A 14951-nucleotide genomic window follows, 5' to 3' on the forward strand; every position below is an offset into this window, starting at 1 on the left:
CTCATTGGCGCCGGTCGGCAGCTTCATCTCCAATGGGCACGCGCGGTTACCGGTCGCCCTCGGCTCCGCAGCGATCCGGTTCATCGGCTCGGATAGTGTTGTGACGCATTCGGATTGAGCGCGTCACTGCGGGAATTCACCGGCTCGCGCCCATACTCGGTGCTCCGGCAAGAGTCCGGTGAGCGCGTCGAAGGCCGAGCCGATGGTGTCCGCCGCCGCCACACCGGCTGAATCCTCGGCGATGCCCGCCGAGCGGATCGCGTCGGTGCCCGCCGAGGTGTAGGCGATGGCCTTCAGGTGGCGGTGTGCTTCTTGCAGCAGCAGCGGCAAGCGCAGATCCGCGGCGGTGCCCGCGATGAGGAGGGCGTCGAATTCGATGGACCGTGCGGTATCCAGGGTGCGTGAAATGGGGACCTGCCGTGCGCCCTTGCCGAGTTCGCCGCCGTGCGGGGCGATGACCAAGGGCGTCATCGACTGGTCCGCGATCGCGGCGACGGTGCGGGCGAGCTCCGCCGGGTCGGTCGTGTCGTCGGCGAAGACGCCGATGATCCGCCCGTCCGTCGGCCACTTGCCGCCGAGTTGTGAGAGTGCGGGCGACACAGCGACTTTGACCTTCTTGCTCGGTTTGCCGTCCAGCGGCAGGCCGAGTCCCTGCGCAACCGTCGCGGCCAACTGCTCGTCGATCTGGCGCAGCACCGTCACGGCGCGCTGTTTGATCGCCTTCTCGTAGCATTTGCCGAGTTCGAAGGTGTAGGCCTTGGCGACGTGCGCCTGCTCGATCGGGGTGAGACTGGCGTAGAAGAGCCGAGCCGAGCTGAAGTGATCGTCGAAGCTCCGGGGTGCCTCCCGGACCTTCTTTCCCGCAACGGCTTCGGGATATTCGATCAAGGCGGCGTCCTTGTTCCCGGCGAGGAACGGGCAGCCACCGTCGAGACTGTTGGGCCGGTACGGCGCGACCCCGGAATGTATTGCGGTCTGGTGCATTCCGTCGCGGAACATATCGTTCGTGCCGACATGCGGCCGATTGATCGGCAGCTGCGCGAAATTGGGACCGCCGAGGCGGGAGATCTGGGTGTCCAGATACGAGAACAGGCGGCCCTGCAGCAGCGGGTCGTCGGTGTGGTCGATACCGCGCACGAGGTGGCCCGGGTGGAACGCGACCTGCTCGGTCTGCGCGAAGTAGTTGGTCGGGTTGGCAGTGAGCGTCATCGTGCCGATGATCTGCACCGGCGCCAGCTCTTCGGGCACCAGCTTGGTGGGGTCGAGCAGATCGATGCCCTCGAAGGTCTGTTCCTCGGTGTCCGGAAAGACCTGCACCCCGAGATCCCAGCGCGGGTAGGCGCCGGACTCGATGGCGTCGGCGAGATCGCGCCGGTGCATGTCCGGATCGACACCGGCGGCGATCTGGGCTTCTTCCCAGAGCAGCGAGTGCACGCCGAGTGCGGGCTTCCAGTGGAACTTCACCAGCACCGTCTTGCCGCGCGCGTTGACGAGCCGGAACGTGTGGACGCCGAAGCCCTCCATCATCCGGTACGAACGAGGGATGCCACGGTCGGACATGTTCCAGAGGGTGTGCGCGGTGGCTTCGGTGTGCAGGGTGACGAAGTCCCAGAAGGTGTCGTGGGCGCTCTGCGCCTGCGGGATCTCCCGGTCCGGATGCGGTTTGCCCGCGTGGATGATGTCGGGGAACTTGATGCCGTCCTGGATGAAGAACACCGGGATGTTGTTGCCGACCAGGTCGAACACGCCCTCGTCGGTGTAGAACTTGGTGGCGAAACCGCGGGTGTCGCGCACCGTGTCGGCCGAGCCGCGCGAGCCGAGCACCGTCGAGAAACGCACGAAAACCGGTGTCTGCTTGTCCTTTTCGAAAACCGACGCACTGCAGATCTTGGTGGCGGCGCCGTTGGCGGTGAACACACCGTGCGCGGCCGCGCCCCGGGCGTGCACAACCCGCTCCGGAATCCGCTCGTGGTCGAAATGGGTGATCTTCTCGCGCAGATGGTGGTCTTGCAGGAGTACGGGTCCGCGGGGTCCCGCCTTCAGGGAGTGGTCCGTGTCGGTGAGCCGGGCGCCCTGCGCGGTGGTCAGGAAGGCGCCCTGCTGGCCCGCGGCGCGGACCGGCTCGTCGACCGCCGCTCCGGTCGGCGTGCTGGGCCGCGGCGCCGCCTGGTCGGGCTTCGGCGGGAGCGGCTCGCGGGGCTGGGTGGGTTCGGCCACCGTGGGGGCGGCACTGGCCGGCGCGCCCGGTACGACAGGCTGCGATTTCGGCTTCGAACGTCGGGTGGATCCGGGCATTCGTGGACACCTCCTACAGTCGGGCGGGCAAGATCTCTCGCGACCGCTATGCCCGGCTGATGAGGAAGCAAACAGTCTCGTTGCGGTGGGGAAGATCGCGCTGGTTTGTCGGTCGGCGGCGCTAACCTGGTCTCATGACCGGAATCGGCCGATTCCGCATCCCCGCACGTGATCTCGCGGCCGAGACGGCACGGCGGACATCGATACCATCCAGGACACGACGACATGAGCCAGTGCCATTCCACCGCGGTGATCGCCCTGCAGGCGGCGATCATCGGGTACGACACCGACCGAACTCCGACGAGCCTGTACGAGCTGAAGCGCGCGGTCGCGGGGGCCCGGGCGGCGGGCGTCGACGTGTCGGCGGTGCTGGCGGCCACGGTCACCGTGCTGTGCACCGAGGAGGAGCTGCGCCGGATCGCCGACGCGGCGTGAGCGTGGCCGCGCGGCGTCACTCGCGCGCAGCCAGCGGCTGGGTCGCGGGTCCTTCGAGCACCCTTCCGTCCGGGGCGAATCGGGAGCCGTGCAGCGGGCAGTCCCAAGACTTTTCGGCGTCGTTCCACTGCACGATCCCGTACAGGTGCGGGCAGACCGCCGAGACCGCGGTGGTCTTGCCGTCCACCGTGCAGGTGCCCACCGGCCGCAGACCCGCGCGGCGTACCTGACCGTGGCCCTCGGCGGGTTTCTCGCCGTCGCCGTGCAACTCCGCGCGGGCCCAGCCGCTCGTCATGGCCAGGCCGACGCCGCCGTTGGTCTTGAGCGCCGTGGCCAGCCCGTTGAGTTCCCGCGGCCGCCACGCTTCGAGGGTGCGCGCCCACTCCGGCGGCGTGCCCGACGCCCGGCCGGCGATCGCGAGCGCCGCGGCCACGCCGTTGGTCATGCCCCACTTCGAGTAACCGGTGGCCACGAGAATGTGCTCGTTGCCCGGCACCAGGGGGCCGACGTAGGGCAGCCCGTCCATCGGCGAGTAGTCCTGCGCCGACCAGCTGTGCGTCAATTCCGCTGCAGGCCAATAGGTTCGCGTCCATTCGACGAGATCGTCGACCTGGGCCCGGGTGTGCTTCTCCCGCCCGACGACGTGCCCGTTGCCGCCGACCAGCAGCAGCTCGCCCTCGGGGCGCGGCGCGTAGCGCAGCGAACGGGTCGGTGCGTCCGCGGACAGATACATGCCGTGCGGGATCGGCTCCGGCACCCGGAAGGCCAACGCGTAGGACCGATTCGGTTCCAGCCGGGCGAAGAACCCGCCGCGGTCGAGGATCGGGGTACCGGTCGCGAGAACGATTGTCCCGGCACGGATCTCACCGTGCTCGGTCCGGACGGTGTCGCCGTTGACGGTCAGCACCCGGGTGTTCTCCACGATCACCGCGCCCTGCCGCTCGGCCTCGTCGGCCAGTCCGCGCAGCACCGCCATCGGATCGAACTGGGCTTGGTCGTCCACGCGGACCGCGCCGTAGGTAGGGAACGGCAAATCCAGTTCCTCGGCCCAGTGTGCGTCGAGTCCCGCGGTGCGGCACGCCGCGAGCTCCGCCTCGATCTGCGCGGTGCTCGCGCGGGTGCTCGCATAGGTGAAAGCGGGCGCATGCTGGGTGGCTATGCCATGGTCGGCGCAGAAATCCAGCAGCCAGCGCTGGCCCTGCCGATTGGCCTCGACGTAGGCGCGCAGCGTGTCGGCGGCATGCTTCTTCGCGATGCTGGAGAGGTGGGTGCCCTGCAGCAGACTCAGTTTGGCGGTGGTGTTGCCGGTCGCGGCCGCACCGAGCGTGCGGGCCTCCAGCAAGGCGACCGAGTCACCGCCGCGAGCGAGCAGCAGTGCGGTGCTGACGCCGGTGAGACCGCCACCGACCACCACATGATCGAACCACCGTCCCGGTTCGAACGGCGCATACGTTCTGGCGGGCACGTTGTCTAGCCATAAGGAGGTCACGACGGCCGATTGCCCGGACCACGCCCGTCGAAACGCCCGCCCGCGGACCGGTGTTCATGAGGTGCCGCGCAACCGTTTACGGTGGCTGGTATCGCAGAGCGGGTAGTTCTTCGAGCGCTTGCACAGACACAGGGCGACCTGGAAGCGGTCGCACTCGATGCGGGTGCCGTCGGTCGTGACGATCTCCACCGGGCCCTCGATCAATGCCGGGCCGTCGTCGGTGAAAGTTATTCGCCGCCGGTCACTTTCGGGTCTTGTCGGCACGGATCACCACCAATTCCTCGTCCTGCTGTCCCGGCTGGATCATGCCCTGCTCGACGAGGTGTCCGGCGCATCGGTGCATCACCGGTCCGAACGGGATCGTCGTGCGGGCGACCACGGCCGCCTTCAGGCCGCCGTGGCGCAATTGGGTGATGGTCAGGTCCGGGTCGGCGACCACCGAGTGCACGATCAACGCGGTGCCGTGCAAGGCGAGCAGGTCCGGGGCGCGGGCGCAGAGCCGGTCGAGGAACGAACGACCGTCCGTGCCAGCGTTCCAGGCCCGCGCCCGGCCGCGGACCGGCCGCTCGCACGGGGCCGGGACATACGGGGGATTGGCCAGCAGCAGATCGAATTCCCGGTTCGCCAAGGCGGTCTCGAAATCGCCGCGCAGTATCTCGACGTCGATACCGTGCAACCGGCAATTGAGCCAGGTGGACATGCTCGCCGCGCGGGAGATATCGATAGCGGTGACCGCGGCCGCGCCGGCCAGACCCGCGCGGACGGCCAGCGCGCCGGTGCCGCTACAGACGTCCACCACCCGGCCGCCCGGTGGCAGCGCGGCATCGGCCAGCGCGGTGGCGAGAAGCCAGGTATCGGTCTGTGGCCGGTAGACACCGGGGGTGCGTATCAACATCACCTGTAGGCGATGCCCGCTCGTCGGCGAGTCAATCATGATCACCGCGAGGAAAGCGGCTCACGTAACGAAGTGCGGTCCTGCCGCCACGCGCCGAGCACGTGCTCGCCGAAGCGATCCTCGAGCAAGTTGGTCACCTGGATGCCGAGGACCACCGATTCCCGAAGCTCCGGTTCCTGGGCGAGCAGGTCGGTGATCGCCTCGCGCATCACCTGCTCGTGCACGGCGTCGGCTTCGACGTGCTCGTTGTAGAACAGCGCGCAGGCGGGATCGGAATCCCAGCGGCCCAGCGCCTGCGCCATGCGCCGGGCGCCGGGCGGGGAAGTGATCTCGACGGTGGCGAAGTGCCCCATCAGCGCGCCGCGCCAGGCGCGATGCAGACCGAACAGCGACATCATGTCGACCAGTGCGAGCATCGGGGCAGGCACGATGTCGAAGTAGTGCAGGTAGCGCGGATCGAGTCCGGCGCCGGCCAGCAGGTCGGCGTAGAGCTGGGCGTGCACCCGTTCGCCGCGACCGCCGCCGAATTCGTCGAACTCCACCGCGACCAGCGACGCTTTGGCTTGACCACGCAGCCGGGGGATCGCCCACGCGTACGGGTCGGCCTCTTTGTGGTGGTAGATCGAGCGATGCACGAAGTATTCGCGCAACTGCCACGGTTCGCCTTCGTCCCGCAGGAACGCGCTGACACCGGTCTCCTCGGCCGGGACGGCCAGCAAGTTCTCCAGCTCGGCCGCCAGATCGGTGCCGCCGGGTACATCGTCGCGCAGCGCATGCAGATACCGCTGTTCCAGCGCCGCGCGCAGCGTGAGCAGCCCGGGGTCCCATTCCCACCCGGTGTCGACCGCGCCGAAGCCCTGGTAGTGCAGCTCGTAGCAGGTGTGCAGGGCCAGCTGGAAGTCCTCGCCGTACGGATCGAGATCGGGCACGGCGGGGACAGCGCTGCCCGGTTCCCGCGACAACGTCTCGATGACGGCGGCGGACAACTCGCCCCTGGGTGCGGGCAGCGCGCTGACCTCGGTGACAGAAGAGGAAGTCATGCGCTGGACGTACCCAGGATCCGGTTTCCGACGCACGCAACATCCCGGCGAACCCTTGCCCCCCGGCAGTCGTGCCGGGTGTAAGGAGGTTCGGACCCGGTCGACGCCCGAGGGGCGAGGGCTAGTCGCCGGCCGATTCGTCGGGGGTCGCTTCGTGGGCCGCCTGCCCGTCGGTGCGGCGCTGTCGTTTGAGTTCGGCCTCGTGCAGGTGGCGCTGCCCGCCGGTGAAGCGACGCGCTTGTTCTTCCCAATCACGGAAGTGGTGGTAGCAGGTTTCGTCGTACTCCTCGACCACCTGGAAGGTCCAGCGGCCGGGAATCACGTTGCGGCCCACCAGATCACGCAGGAGACGGTCGGCGAAGTCCGCGTGGCCCGCTCGCGCAACATCGTCGCGGCGCTCTCGACGGCGAAATCGGCGGTGCCGGTGAGGCGGTGGAAGCTGTAGAGATGGCCGCGCGCGACCGTGCCGCTGCTACGGCAGCGCCTTGCGAAGCCACTGCAGCGCGGTGTCGGCGACGGTGTGCCAGCCGCTGTCGACTACCAGGGAGTGGCCGCGGTCGTCGAAGCGCTGGTAGTCGGTGACCGCCCCGGCGTGCCGGTAACGCTTGAAGGTGGCGCGGGTGAGGACGTCGGGGATGGTGTGGTCGAGTTTGCCGGAGAGCAACAGCAACGGTCCGCGGGTGTTGTTACGGACATCCACGGCGGCGGGGGAGTTCGGGACGAAGTTCGCGTAGGCGAGCTGGAACAGCGGCCGGGCCGGGCTGGGAATGGACCACTTCTCGTGCAGGGCGTCCGACTCCGCCGCAGACACGGCGTTGCCGAAGCAGAAGCGGAACTGCTTGACGGACAAGGAGACCGCACGCTTGACGTTGTCCGGGTTGCCCAGAACCGGCAGCACGGCCCGGCCCTGAGTAAGGCTGACGGCTTTGACGCCGCGGATCTGCCCGGGCGAGATGGCGACTGCCGCGGCCCCCAAGCCCTGGCTCAGCAGATGCTGCACGACCCAGCCGCCCATCGAATGGCCGACGAGGACGGGCGGGCGCGGCAACCCGCGAATGACCTCGGCGTAGGCCGCGGAGATCTCGGCGACGCCGACGCCGGCCTGGCGTTCGGGTACCGCGCGGGCCGCCGAGACGGTATCGGGCACACCCGGCCACTCCGGCATGATCGGGTCGAAGCCGGCGTCGGCGAAGCATTGCGCCCAGTCCTGCCAGCTCGTCGCGTGCAGCCACAACCCGTGCACGAAAACGACCGGTGTGTGCTCTGTCATCTCGTCTACCTCCGTCGATTCGGGATCCGGCCCCATCGAGCCAATCTGGTAATTCAGATATTCCAATTACAGCAAACATTTGGTAAATCGGCCAGTGCGGTGTGTTTCAGGGTTGTCCCGGATGGCAGGGGCTACCGGGCGCGACATACTCGATTAGTCGATATCGACTATATGAGTAAGCGGAGACGCCCTATGTCAGTCCGAACATCTTCCAAACCCGCGCTTGCCCAGCGGCATTCGCTGCGACCCGCGCGAAACATGCTGGTGGCCTTCCTGATCGTCGCGTTCGCCGCAATGGTGTTACCCCCGGTCTTTCCCGCGACGCTGACGGCGGCACGCGTCCCGATGTGGTGGCTGCTCATCGCGGTGGCCGGTGGTCTCGTCGGGCTGGTGACCGTGGGACGTGCCGTGCCGCGCCGCATCCTGCTCGGCGGCGGCTGGCTGCTGGTCGTCGCCGTGGTACTGCAAGCCTTTGTCGTCGGCGACCTGGTCGCGATGTTCGCCACCTGGCTCGCGGTGCCGATCCTGGCCGCGCTGGCCGGGCAACTGCGCCCGAAACCGCGCAAAGCCCTGGTCGCGGCGCATATCGTCGCGGCGTGCTGCTGGGTCGGCATCGCGGTGACCATCTCCGCCATGGCGGTGGTCGCGATGACGACGCGCGACATCCACACCAGCCGGGTCACCTATGAACTGATGGCCGTCTTCGACCTGACCCTGCTGCCGTGGGCGAATTTCGCCACCTTTCTCACCGGCCTGGCGGTGGGCCTGACGACGAGCTGGGGCCTGTTCCGGTACTACTGGGTGGCGGCCAAACTGGCCATCGCGGTGGGAATCCTGTTCGTGGCGTTCGGGTTTCTGCACGATGCGCTGGAACACGCGGCGGCCCGCGCGGCTCAGCTGGCCGAAACCGGCGGCAGCTCGGCGGAACTCGGTGCGGCTGCAATGGTGGCGTTCTGGGGATTCGGTGGTTCGACGCTGAGTCTGATTGCGGCAGTGCTGCTGTCGCTGTACAAGCCCGGCGGCAAGACCCGCCGCGGCCGCCGGGTCCTGACCGAGCGCACGCAGCCGACAACTCCGGCGGTGCTCGCCGACCGACGCGAAATCGCCGACGGCACAATCGCGCTGACGGTAACCGGCGAGGGGCAGATACTGCCGAAGTGGGCACCGGGCGCGCACATCGATCTCGTGTTGCCGTCCGGCCGGGTCCGCCAATACTCGCTCTACGGCGATCCGGCCGATTCGGCCGGTTACCGAGTAGCCGTCTTGCGTGAGCCCGGCGGGCGCGGCGGATCGGTGGAGATCCACGACCTCCCGGTGGGCGCGCGCATCGGTATTCGCGGACCGCGCAACAACTTTGCGCTGATCGACGCGCCCGCGTATCTGTTCGTCGCCGGTGGTATCGGCATCACGCCGTTGCTGCCGATGATCCGGCAGCTGCACGGAGCCCAATGCGAATGGCGACTGGTCTATCGCGGACGATCAGCCCCGACGATGGCGTTCGGCAACGCGCTGCTGCGCCAGTACCCCGACCGGGTGACGCTCTTGCCCGCCGATACGCACGCTCGCCCGGATCTCGACGAGCTGCTCCGGCGTACGCCCGCGGGGGCCGCGGTCTACTGCTGTGGTCCCGAAGAGCTGCTCGCCGCAATGGAATCCGCCGCTGCCCGGCAACCGCACATCACGCTGCATACCGAGCGCTTCGCCGCGAGCAATCGAGGCGACGACCGGACGAACACGGCGTTCGAGGCCGAGCTGCGCCGCTCGGGCGTGGTGGTGCCGGTGCCTGCCGACCGCACCCTGCTCGCGGCGATCCAGGCCGTCGATCCCACCGTCGATCTGTCCTGTGCGGAGGGTGTGTGTGGCAGCTGCGCGACGCGGGTACTGGCCGGTGTCCCCGACCATCGCGACGACGTCCTGCAAGCCGAGGAGCGCGACCGGGTCGATATCATCTACCCGTGCGTGTCCCGCGCGCGAGGGGATCGACTCGTGCTCGACGTCTAGGAGGAGGGTCCCGTGGCAATCCGGCGGGACCCACTGCACAACCCGCTCGCGCTGGTCGTGCTCGCCTACCTGATGGAACGGCCGATGCACCCTTACGAGGTCGGCAAACTGCTGAAGGGGCGCAACGCGGACCGCAGCATCGACTTCAAGCACGCCTCGCTGTACATGGTGTTCGACCAGCTCACCCGGGCCGGTTACCTGACCGCCGAGCACACCGAGCGGGCCGGGCAGCGCCCCGAACGCACGATCTACCGGCCCACCGAGGCCGGGCAGGAGCGCCTGCACGCGCGGATGCGGGAGATGGTCTCGGTGCCCGCCAAGGAGTTCCGGCAGTTCGAGGCGACCCTGTCGCTGATCGTGGTGCTGCCCCCGGCCGACGTCGCCGCCCTGCTGGACCAACGGGAGCGCGCGCTGGCGGAACAGGCGGAGCAGCAACGGGCGGTCTTGGCCTCGGCCGGCGACGTCGACCAAGTTTTCGTGATCGAGTACCACTACCGGCTCGAGCAGATCGAAGCCGAACAGCGCTTCGTGGCACGCTTTCGCGCTCTCATCGAGCACGACCCCGCCGCGCTGGGCGAATTCTGGCCGCGGCTGCACGCCCGGTAACGACATGACCGTGGCCGAGGCTGCGGTTACTGTCGGGGGATGAGTCCGCAGCCGCTTGCCCTGCCGTCCGCCGAATGGTCCGAGTGGCTCGCCGACTACGTCGACGACGGCCTCACGACGGTGGCGCAGACGCTGACACGCTTGAAGGACGGGGCCTCGCGTGACACCGCCGAGGTGCTCGGCCTGTGGAACGACGCGGATATCGCCCTGCGTGGTGTCGACGCGGCCGCCGGTTTATTCGTCGAAATCCATCCCGAGCGCGAAGTGCGCGGTCTCGCCGAGGAACTCGTGCAGCGGATCGACCGTGCCCGGACCGATCGCGGGCTGGATCGCGCGCTCTACGACGTCGTCGCGGCCACCGACGCGGCGGGGCTGGACGCGGTCGCGCGTCGCATGCGCGAACACGTGCTGCGCGACTTCCGCCGCACCGGCGTGGACCGGGACGAGCCGACGCGGGCACGGCTGCGCGCCATCGCCGAGCGGCTCACCGTGCTCACGCAGGACTTCGGGCGGGCGATCCGCGACGACGTCCGCTCGATCCGGCTGACGCCCGAGCGGCTCCACGGCCTGCCCGCCGATTTCGTCGCCGCGCATCCGGTCGACGCGGACGGACTGGTCACCGTCACCACCGACTACCCGGACTATCGGCCGTTCCGGTCGTTCGCCGGCGACGCCGCCGCGCGGCGCGAGCTGACGGTCGAATTCGAAAGCCGCGGTTGGCCGGTCAACGACGAGGTGCTGCACGAGATGCTCGAGCTGCGCGACGAACAGGCCCGCCTGCTCGGCTTCGACAGCTGGCCCGATTACGACGCCGACGTCAAGATGATCGGCACCGGCGCGGCCATCGCGGATTTCATCGAGCGGATCTCCGCGGCGGCCGCGGCCGCGGGCCGGCGCGACCTCGCGACGTTGCTGGCGCGCCGCCGCCAGGACGATCCGGCGGCGACCATCGACCGGTCCGAGGTCGGTTACTACACCGAGTTGATCCGTCGCGAGCAGTACGACGTGGACGCCCGCGAGGTCCGCCGCTACTTCGATTTCACCCGGGTGCGCGACGGTCTGCTCGACGTCACCGGTCAGCTGTTCGGCCTGGAGTATCGGCCGGTCGACGTAGCGTCCTGGCACGCGGACGTCACCGCGTACGACGTCTACTCCGACGGTGCGCGCTGCGGACGGATCTACCTCGACCTGCACCCGCGCGCCGGAAAGTACAAGCACGCGGCGCAATTCGAGCTCGTCGGCGGCATCGCCGGCCGGCTGCTGCCCGAAGGCGTGCTGGTGTGCAACTTCTCCCGCGGGTTGATGGAACACCACGAGGTTGTCACGCTGTTCCACGAATTCGGGCACCTCCTGCATCATGTGCTTGCCGGACAACAGGATTGGGCGCGGTTCGCCGGCGTGGCCACCGAGTGGGACTTCGTCGAGGCGCCGTCCCAGATGCTCGAGGAATGGGCTTGGGACCCAACGATTCTGGGCCGGTTCGCGGTCGACGAGGACGGGGCCGCGATCCCCGCCGAGCTGGTGCGGCGGATGCGCGCCGCGACCGATTTCGGCAAGGGCATCCAGATCCAGACCCAGGTCGGCTACACCGCGGTGTCGTATCTGCTGCACCGCGATCGGCCCGCCGACCACACCGCGGCGGTCCGGAACGCGATGGAACGCCACGGCCTGATCGCCGTGCTGCCCGGTACCCACTTCCAAGCGTCGTTCGGTCATCTCGCGGGTTACACGTCCGCGTATTACACCTATCTCTGGAGCCTGGTCATCGCCAAGGACCTGTTCTCCGAATTCGACCCCGCCGACTTACTCGATCCCGCGGTGGCTCGCCGCTACCGCGACCGCGTACTCGCCCCCGGCGGGTCGAAGGACGCCGCCGATCTGGTCGCCGACTTCCTCGGCCGCCCCTTCACCTTCGACGCCTTCGCGGCCTGGCTCGACCACGTCCCCGACACGCCCCCGCCCGCCCCCCGAGTCACCTAGTCTCTGGAAGGTGGCCACCGCGGACTGAAGGTGGTGTTCAGAGCGAGTCGAGCGCGGTGGCGGGGACGCCGTAGGGCAGGAAGCGGACGCGGCGGCGTTCGTCGGTGTTGTCGCGGTGGGCGCGCAAAGCCTCGAGTTCACTCGGGAACACCTGCTCGACCCGGGCCTCGCCCGCGTCGTTGATGCTGTAGATGACCCAGACGCCGCTGCCGGTCTCGCCGGTGGTCTCGCTCTCCGGCTTCGCCGCGCGCGGGCGCTCCGGCTGGACGAACTGACCGAGCAGCGACGCCAGCGTGTTCACTCCGGCGCGGTCGACGTAGTTGCCTGCCTTGCCGAGTAGGTCGCGGATCTCGATCCCGGCCTCCCGCAGCGCGCGTTCGAAATCTTCCGGATCGATCCCAAAAGGCCTCTCGGCTGCCATCACATCGCTCCTCGGGACGAATACGGTATCGGTCTCCAGTGTCCTCGCGGAACCGGGACTGCGCCACGTCGCCCCATTCGACCGCGCGGATCAGGCGCTCAGCGGGGCGGCGGTGACGGCGTAGCCCAGGTTGGTCAGCACCTCGGTGGTCGCCTTGGCGAAGTTCAACGTGATGAAGTGCAGGCAGGGTGCGCCCTCATCGATGAGACGCTGGGCGAGTTCGGTGGCGAGTTCGATCCCGACTTCACGGACCGCGGCACGGTTCTCCTCCGGCCCGGTGCCCGCCGCCCGGAGCAGGCGCGCCATGATCGGCGCGGGCAGCGCGCGGCCACTGAGTTCCTCCGCCCGCGCCACGGTGCGCAGCGACGTGACGGGCATCAGCTCCGGAATGATCGGCTTGGCCCCCTGCTCGGGGTCGGCGGCCGCGAGCCGGTCGCGCAGGCGCAGGTAATGGTCGACCTCGAAGAACATCTGGGTGATCGAATAGTCCGCTCCGGCACGGAGTTTCGCGGCCAGGAACGCGGTGTCGGTGTCCAGGTCGGGGGAGCGGTGGTGCAGCTGCGGGAACGAGGCGACCCCGACGTTGAAATCGCCGAGATCCCGCACGATCCGCACCAGTTCCTCGGCGTACTCGACTCCCTCGGGATGTTTGTGCCAGTCGCCGAGCGGATCACCCGGCGGGTCGCCCCGCAGCACCAAGATGTTGCGGATGCCGTAGTCGGCATAGGAGCCGACCAGCGCGCGCAGTTCGGCGATGCTGTGCCCGACCGCCGTCAAATGTGCCACCGGCAGCAAGGTGGTCTCCTGCGCCAGCGCGCCGGTGATCCGCGCGGTCCGGTCCTTGGTCGAACCGCCCGCGCCGTAGGTCATCGAGACGAACGCCGGATGCATGCGCTCGAATTCGCGCACCGTGCGCCACAGTCGCGCTTCGCCCGCGGCGTCGCGCGGCGGGTTGAATTCCACCGAGAACGGCACCCGCTGCCGCGAGTGCAGGCGCAGGCTCTGCACGACCGACGGCACGCCGCGCACCGCGGGTGCGATGCGAGCGGGAAAACTCTTGTGAGGGTTCAGCATTGACGAACTCCGTGGTAGCGCCCTGTGGCCACCGCCCATAACGAGCGAAACGCTGACGGAGCCCTCGAAGCATCAATCCCGTGCCCGGGTCCACTCGGCGTTACGCCCGATCCACGAGGCGACGACCGCCGGATACGGCGTACCCGGCACAACCGGCAGGTCTTCGGACTCATGGGCGCGCCCATTCACCGTTGCGGGACAGTCCCGGATTCGCACCGGGTTCCCTCTCGTCCGAGCGCGCGCGAACGCGGCCCGAACTCGACGCCGGCCGGTGGATCAGGGGCTCCTCGACTCCACCTCCGGCGAACCAGTTGTGCTCGCGAATATAAGCGACGACCTGGAGGCGCGCCAAGCGCGCCCAGCCCCGCGAACACCGATTTCCGCTTTCGCGACCCCGGTGACCTGGGAGGTCTACCGTAGAGACCAGCATTATTGATCTCTCAGGAGGCTCGTCCCATGACGAGAAAAGTAGCCGACTGCCGCAGGTTCCCCAGCGAAACGAATTGCACGCTCACCATCTCCGGCGAGGAAGACGAAGTCGTGCGAGCCGCCAGCGAGCACGCGATCTCCGTGCATCAGCACGAAGACGGACCGGAGCTGCGCGCACAGATCCGTGCGTCGCTCGAAGACGAGAAGGTCAGCACCTAGATCGTCCGCCGCGGCGTCACCGTCCGGCATCTGCCCCCTCGCGCGCGGGTTCCAGTGCGCCCTTCTGTCGAGAGAGTCCCGAACGCGTGCGGTTACGCTTCGCCGATGCTGTTTCGGGTGGAAAAGGCCGGGTAGATCGCTCGTGCACTGCGCCGACAGGTGCGCTCCGTGGGGAACGTGCCGGGCGCTCGGCCGTTCACCGCTGAATGTGGCCGTCGGACCGGGTGTGGTGTGCGGAGCCACCGTGCCCCGGAATACGAAAGAGATGGCATCACTATGACTTACAGTCAACAACCCGCCGCCCATACGGGCCCGCGGGCACGCACGCTGGTCCAGCTCGGCTCGCTGGTCGTCGGCGCGGTGTTCCTGCTGGTCGGCGTGCTCGGATTCATTCCCGGCATCACCACCGGCTTCGACACACTGACCTTCGCCGGACATCACACCGACGCGAAACTGCTCGGGCTGTTCCAGGTGTCGGTGCTGCACAACATCGTGCACCTGCTCTTCGGCGTCGCCGGCCTCGCGGCGGCGCGGACCGCCGCCGCATCGCGCGGGTTCCTGATCGGTGGTGGCGTGATCTATCTGGTGCTCTGGTTGTACGGCTTGATCATCGACGAAACCAGTAGCGCGAACTTCGTTCCCGTCAACAACGCCGACAACTGGCTGCACTTCGGTCTCGGCGTCGGCATGGTCGCGCTCGGCCTGCTGCTGCCGCGGGTCGCGGCGAACCAGGCGAGCGGTTCGTTCGGTACCAGCCCGTCATTCGGCCGGCACTGAGCGCAGCGGCACGACGCACG

Annotated in this window: 15 protein-coding genes and 1 riboswitch; of the genes, 6 read left to right on the forward strand and 9 right to left on the reverse strand. The window is 68.5% G+C overall.

The window, feature by feature from the left end; genetic code table 11:
• Positions 1-123: 123 nt before the first annotated feature.
• On the reverse strand, positions 124-2295 hold the full coding sequence (locus TY25_RS34840; protein WP_042263601.1) for a catalase: 2172 nt from the start codon (positions 2293-2295) through the stop codon (positions 124-126).
• 225 nt (positions 2296-2520) lie between these two features.
• Here TY25_RS34840 and TY25_RS34845 point away from each other — a divergent pair, with 225 nt between their 5' ends.
• Positions 2521-2730: a hypothetical protein gene (locus tag TY25_RS34845; RefSeq protein ID WP_042263603.1), complete on the forward strand. Its 210-nt coding sequence runs from the start codon at positions 2521-2523 to the stop codon at positions 2728-2730.
• Between the two features lie 16 nt (positions 2731-2746).
• On the opposite strand, the gene TY25_RS34850 is transcribed toward TY25_RS34845, so the two are convergent.
• The 6 genes from TY25_RS34850 to TY25_RS34875 all read right to left on the reverse strand — a co-directional run bounded on the left by TY25_RS34850 (position 2747) and on the right by TY25_RS34875 (position 7424).
• Complete coding sequence (locus TY25_RS34850) at positions 2747-4195, reverse strand: FAD-dependent oxidoreductase (protein WP_081869297.1); 1449 nt, start codon at positions 4193-4195, stop codon at positions 2747-2749.
• Positions 4196-4273: 78 nt separating this feature from the next.
• On the reverse strand, positions 4274-4483 hold the full coding sequence (locus tag TY25_RS34855) for a CDGSH iron-sulfur domain-containing protein (RefSeq protein ID WP_081869298.1): 210 nt from the start codon (positions 4481-4483) through the stop codon (positions 4274-4276).
• The gene (locus tag TY25_RS34860) at positions 4461-5114 is read right to left on the reverse strand and encodes a HemK2/MTQ2 family protein methyltransferase (protein ID WP_042263767.1); all 654 of its coding nucleotides are present in this window, start codon (positions 5112-5114) and stop codon (positions 4461-4463) included. The genes TY25_RS34855 and TY25_RS34860 overlap by 23 nt, the downstream gene beginning before the upstream one ends.
• A 41-nt stretch (positions 5115-5155) precedes the next feature.
• Positions 5156-6154, reverse strand: a complete 999-nt coding sequence (locus TY25_RS34865; protein ID WP_042263606.1) for an iron-containing redox enzyme family protein — start codon at positions 6152-6154, stop codon at positions 5156-5158.
• Positions 6155-6275: 121 nt separating this feature from the next.
• Positions 6276-6488: a hypothetical protein gene (locus TY25_RS43510; RefSeq protein WP_052383397.1), complete on the reverse strand. Its 213-nt coding sequence runs from the start codon at positions 6486-6488 to the stop codon at positions 6276-6278.
• 138 nt (positions 6489-6626) lie between these two features.
• A complete protein-coding gene (locus TY25_RS34875) occupies positions 6627-7424 on the reverse strand; it encodes an alpha/beta hydrolase (protein ID WP_042263770.1) in 798 nt (265 codons plus the stop codon).
• 192 nt (positions 7425-7616) lie between these two features.
• On the opposite strand from TY25_RS34875, the gene TY25_RS44315 reads away from it, so the two are divergent.
• Genes TY25_RS44315 through TY25_RS34890 form a run of 3 tightly spaced genes read left to right on the forward strand, consistent with a single transcriptional unit; the run spans position 7617 to position 12011 of the window.
• Positions 7617-9425, forward strand: coding sequence for a PDR/VanB family oxidoreductase (locus tag TY25_RS44315; RefSeq protein WP_226887321.1), 1809 nt, complete (start codon positions 7617-7619; stop codon positions 9423-9425).
• 12 nt (positions 9426-9437) lie between these two features.
• Complete coding sequence (locus TY25_RS34885) at positions 9438-10031, forward strand: PadR family transcriptional regulator (RefSeq protein WP_052383398.1); 594 nt, start codon at positions 9438-9440, stop codon at positions 10029-10031.
• 39 nt (positions 10032-10070) lie between these two features.
• Positions 10071-12011 carry a M3 family metallopeptidase gene (locus TY25_RS34890; RefSeq protein ID WP_042263608.1) on the forward strand — a complete coding sequence of 647 codons (1941 nt, stop codon included), beginning with the start codon at positions 10071-10073 and terminating at the stop codon, positions 12009-12011.
• A 37-nt stretch (positions 12012-12048) separates the two neighbouring features.
• Here the strand turns inward: TY25_RS34890 and TY25_RS34895 are convergent, their stop codons facing one another.
• A complete protein-coding gene (locus TY25_RS34895; RefSeq protein ID WP_042263610.1) occupies positions 12049-12432 on the reverse strand; it encodes an Rv0313 family protein in 384 nt (127 codons plus the stop codon).
• Positions 12433-12522: 90 nt separating this feature from the next.
• Positions 12523-13506: a methylenetetrahydrofolate reductase gene (locus TY25_RS34900; RefSeq protein WP_226887322.1), complete on the reverse strand. Its 984-nt coding sequence runs from the start codon at positions 13504-13506 to the stop codon at positions 12523-12525.
• Between the two features lie 137 nt (positions 13507-13643).
• Positions 13644-13785: riboswitch (cobalamin riboswitch) on the reverse strand.
• Between the two features lie 177 nt (positions 13786-13962).
• Here TY25_RS34900 and TY25_RS34905 point away from each other — a divergent pair.
• Complete coding sequence (locus TY25_RS34905; protein WP_042263612.1) at positions 13963-14154, forward strand: DUF1059 domain-containing protein; 192 nt, start codon at positions 13963-13965, stop codon at positions 14152-14154.
• A 276-nt stretch (positions 14155-14430) separates the two neighbouring features.
• Positions 14431-14931 carry a DUF4383 domain-containing protein gene (locus TY25_RS34910; RefSeq protein WP_042263614.1) on the forward strand — a complete coding sequence of 167 codons (501 nt, stop codon included), beginning with the start codon at positions 14431-14433 and terminating at the stop codon, positions 14929-14931.
• Positions 14932-14951: the final 20 nt, after the last annotated feature.

It is taken from the genome of Nocardia brasiliensis NBRC 14402 (assembly GCF_000308475.2).
Classification (GTDB): Bacteria; Actinomycetota; Actinomycetes; order Mycobacteriales; family Mycobacteriaceae; genus Nocardia; species Nocardia brasiliensis.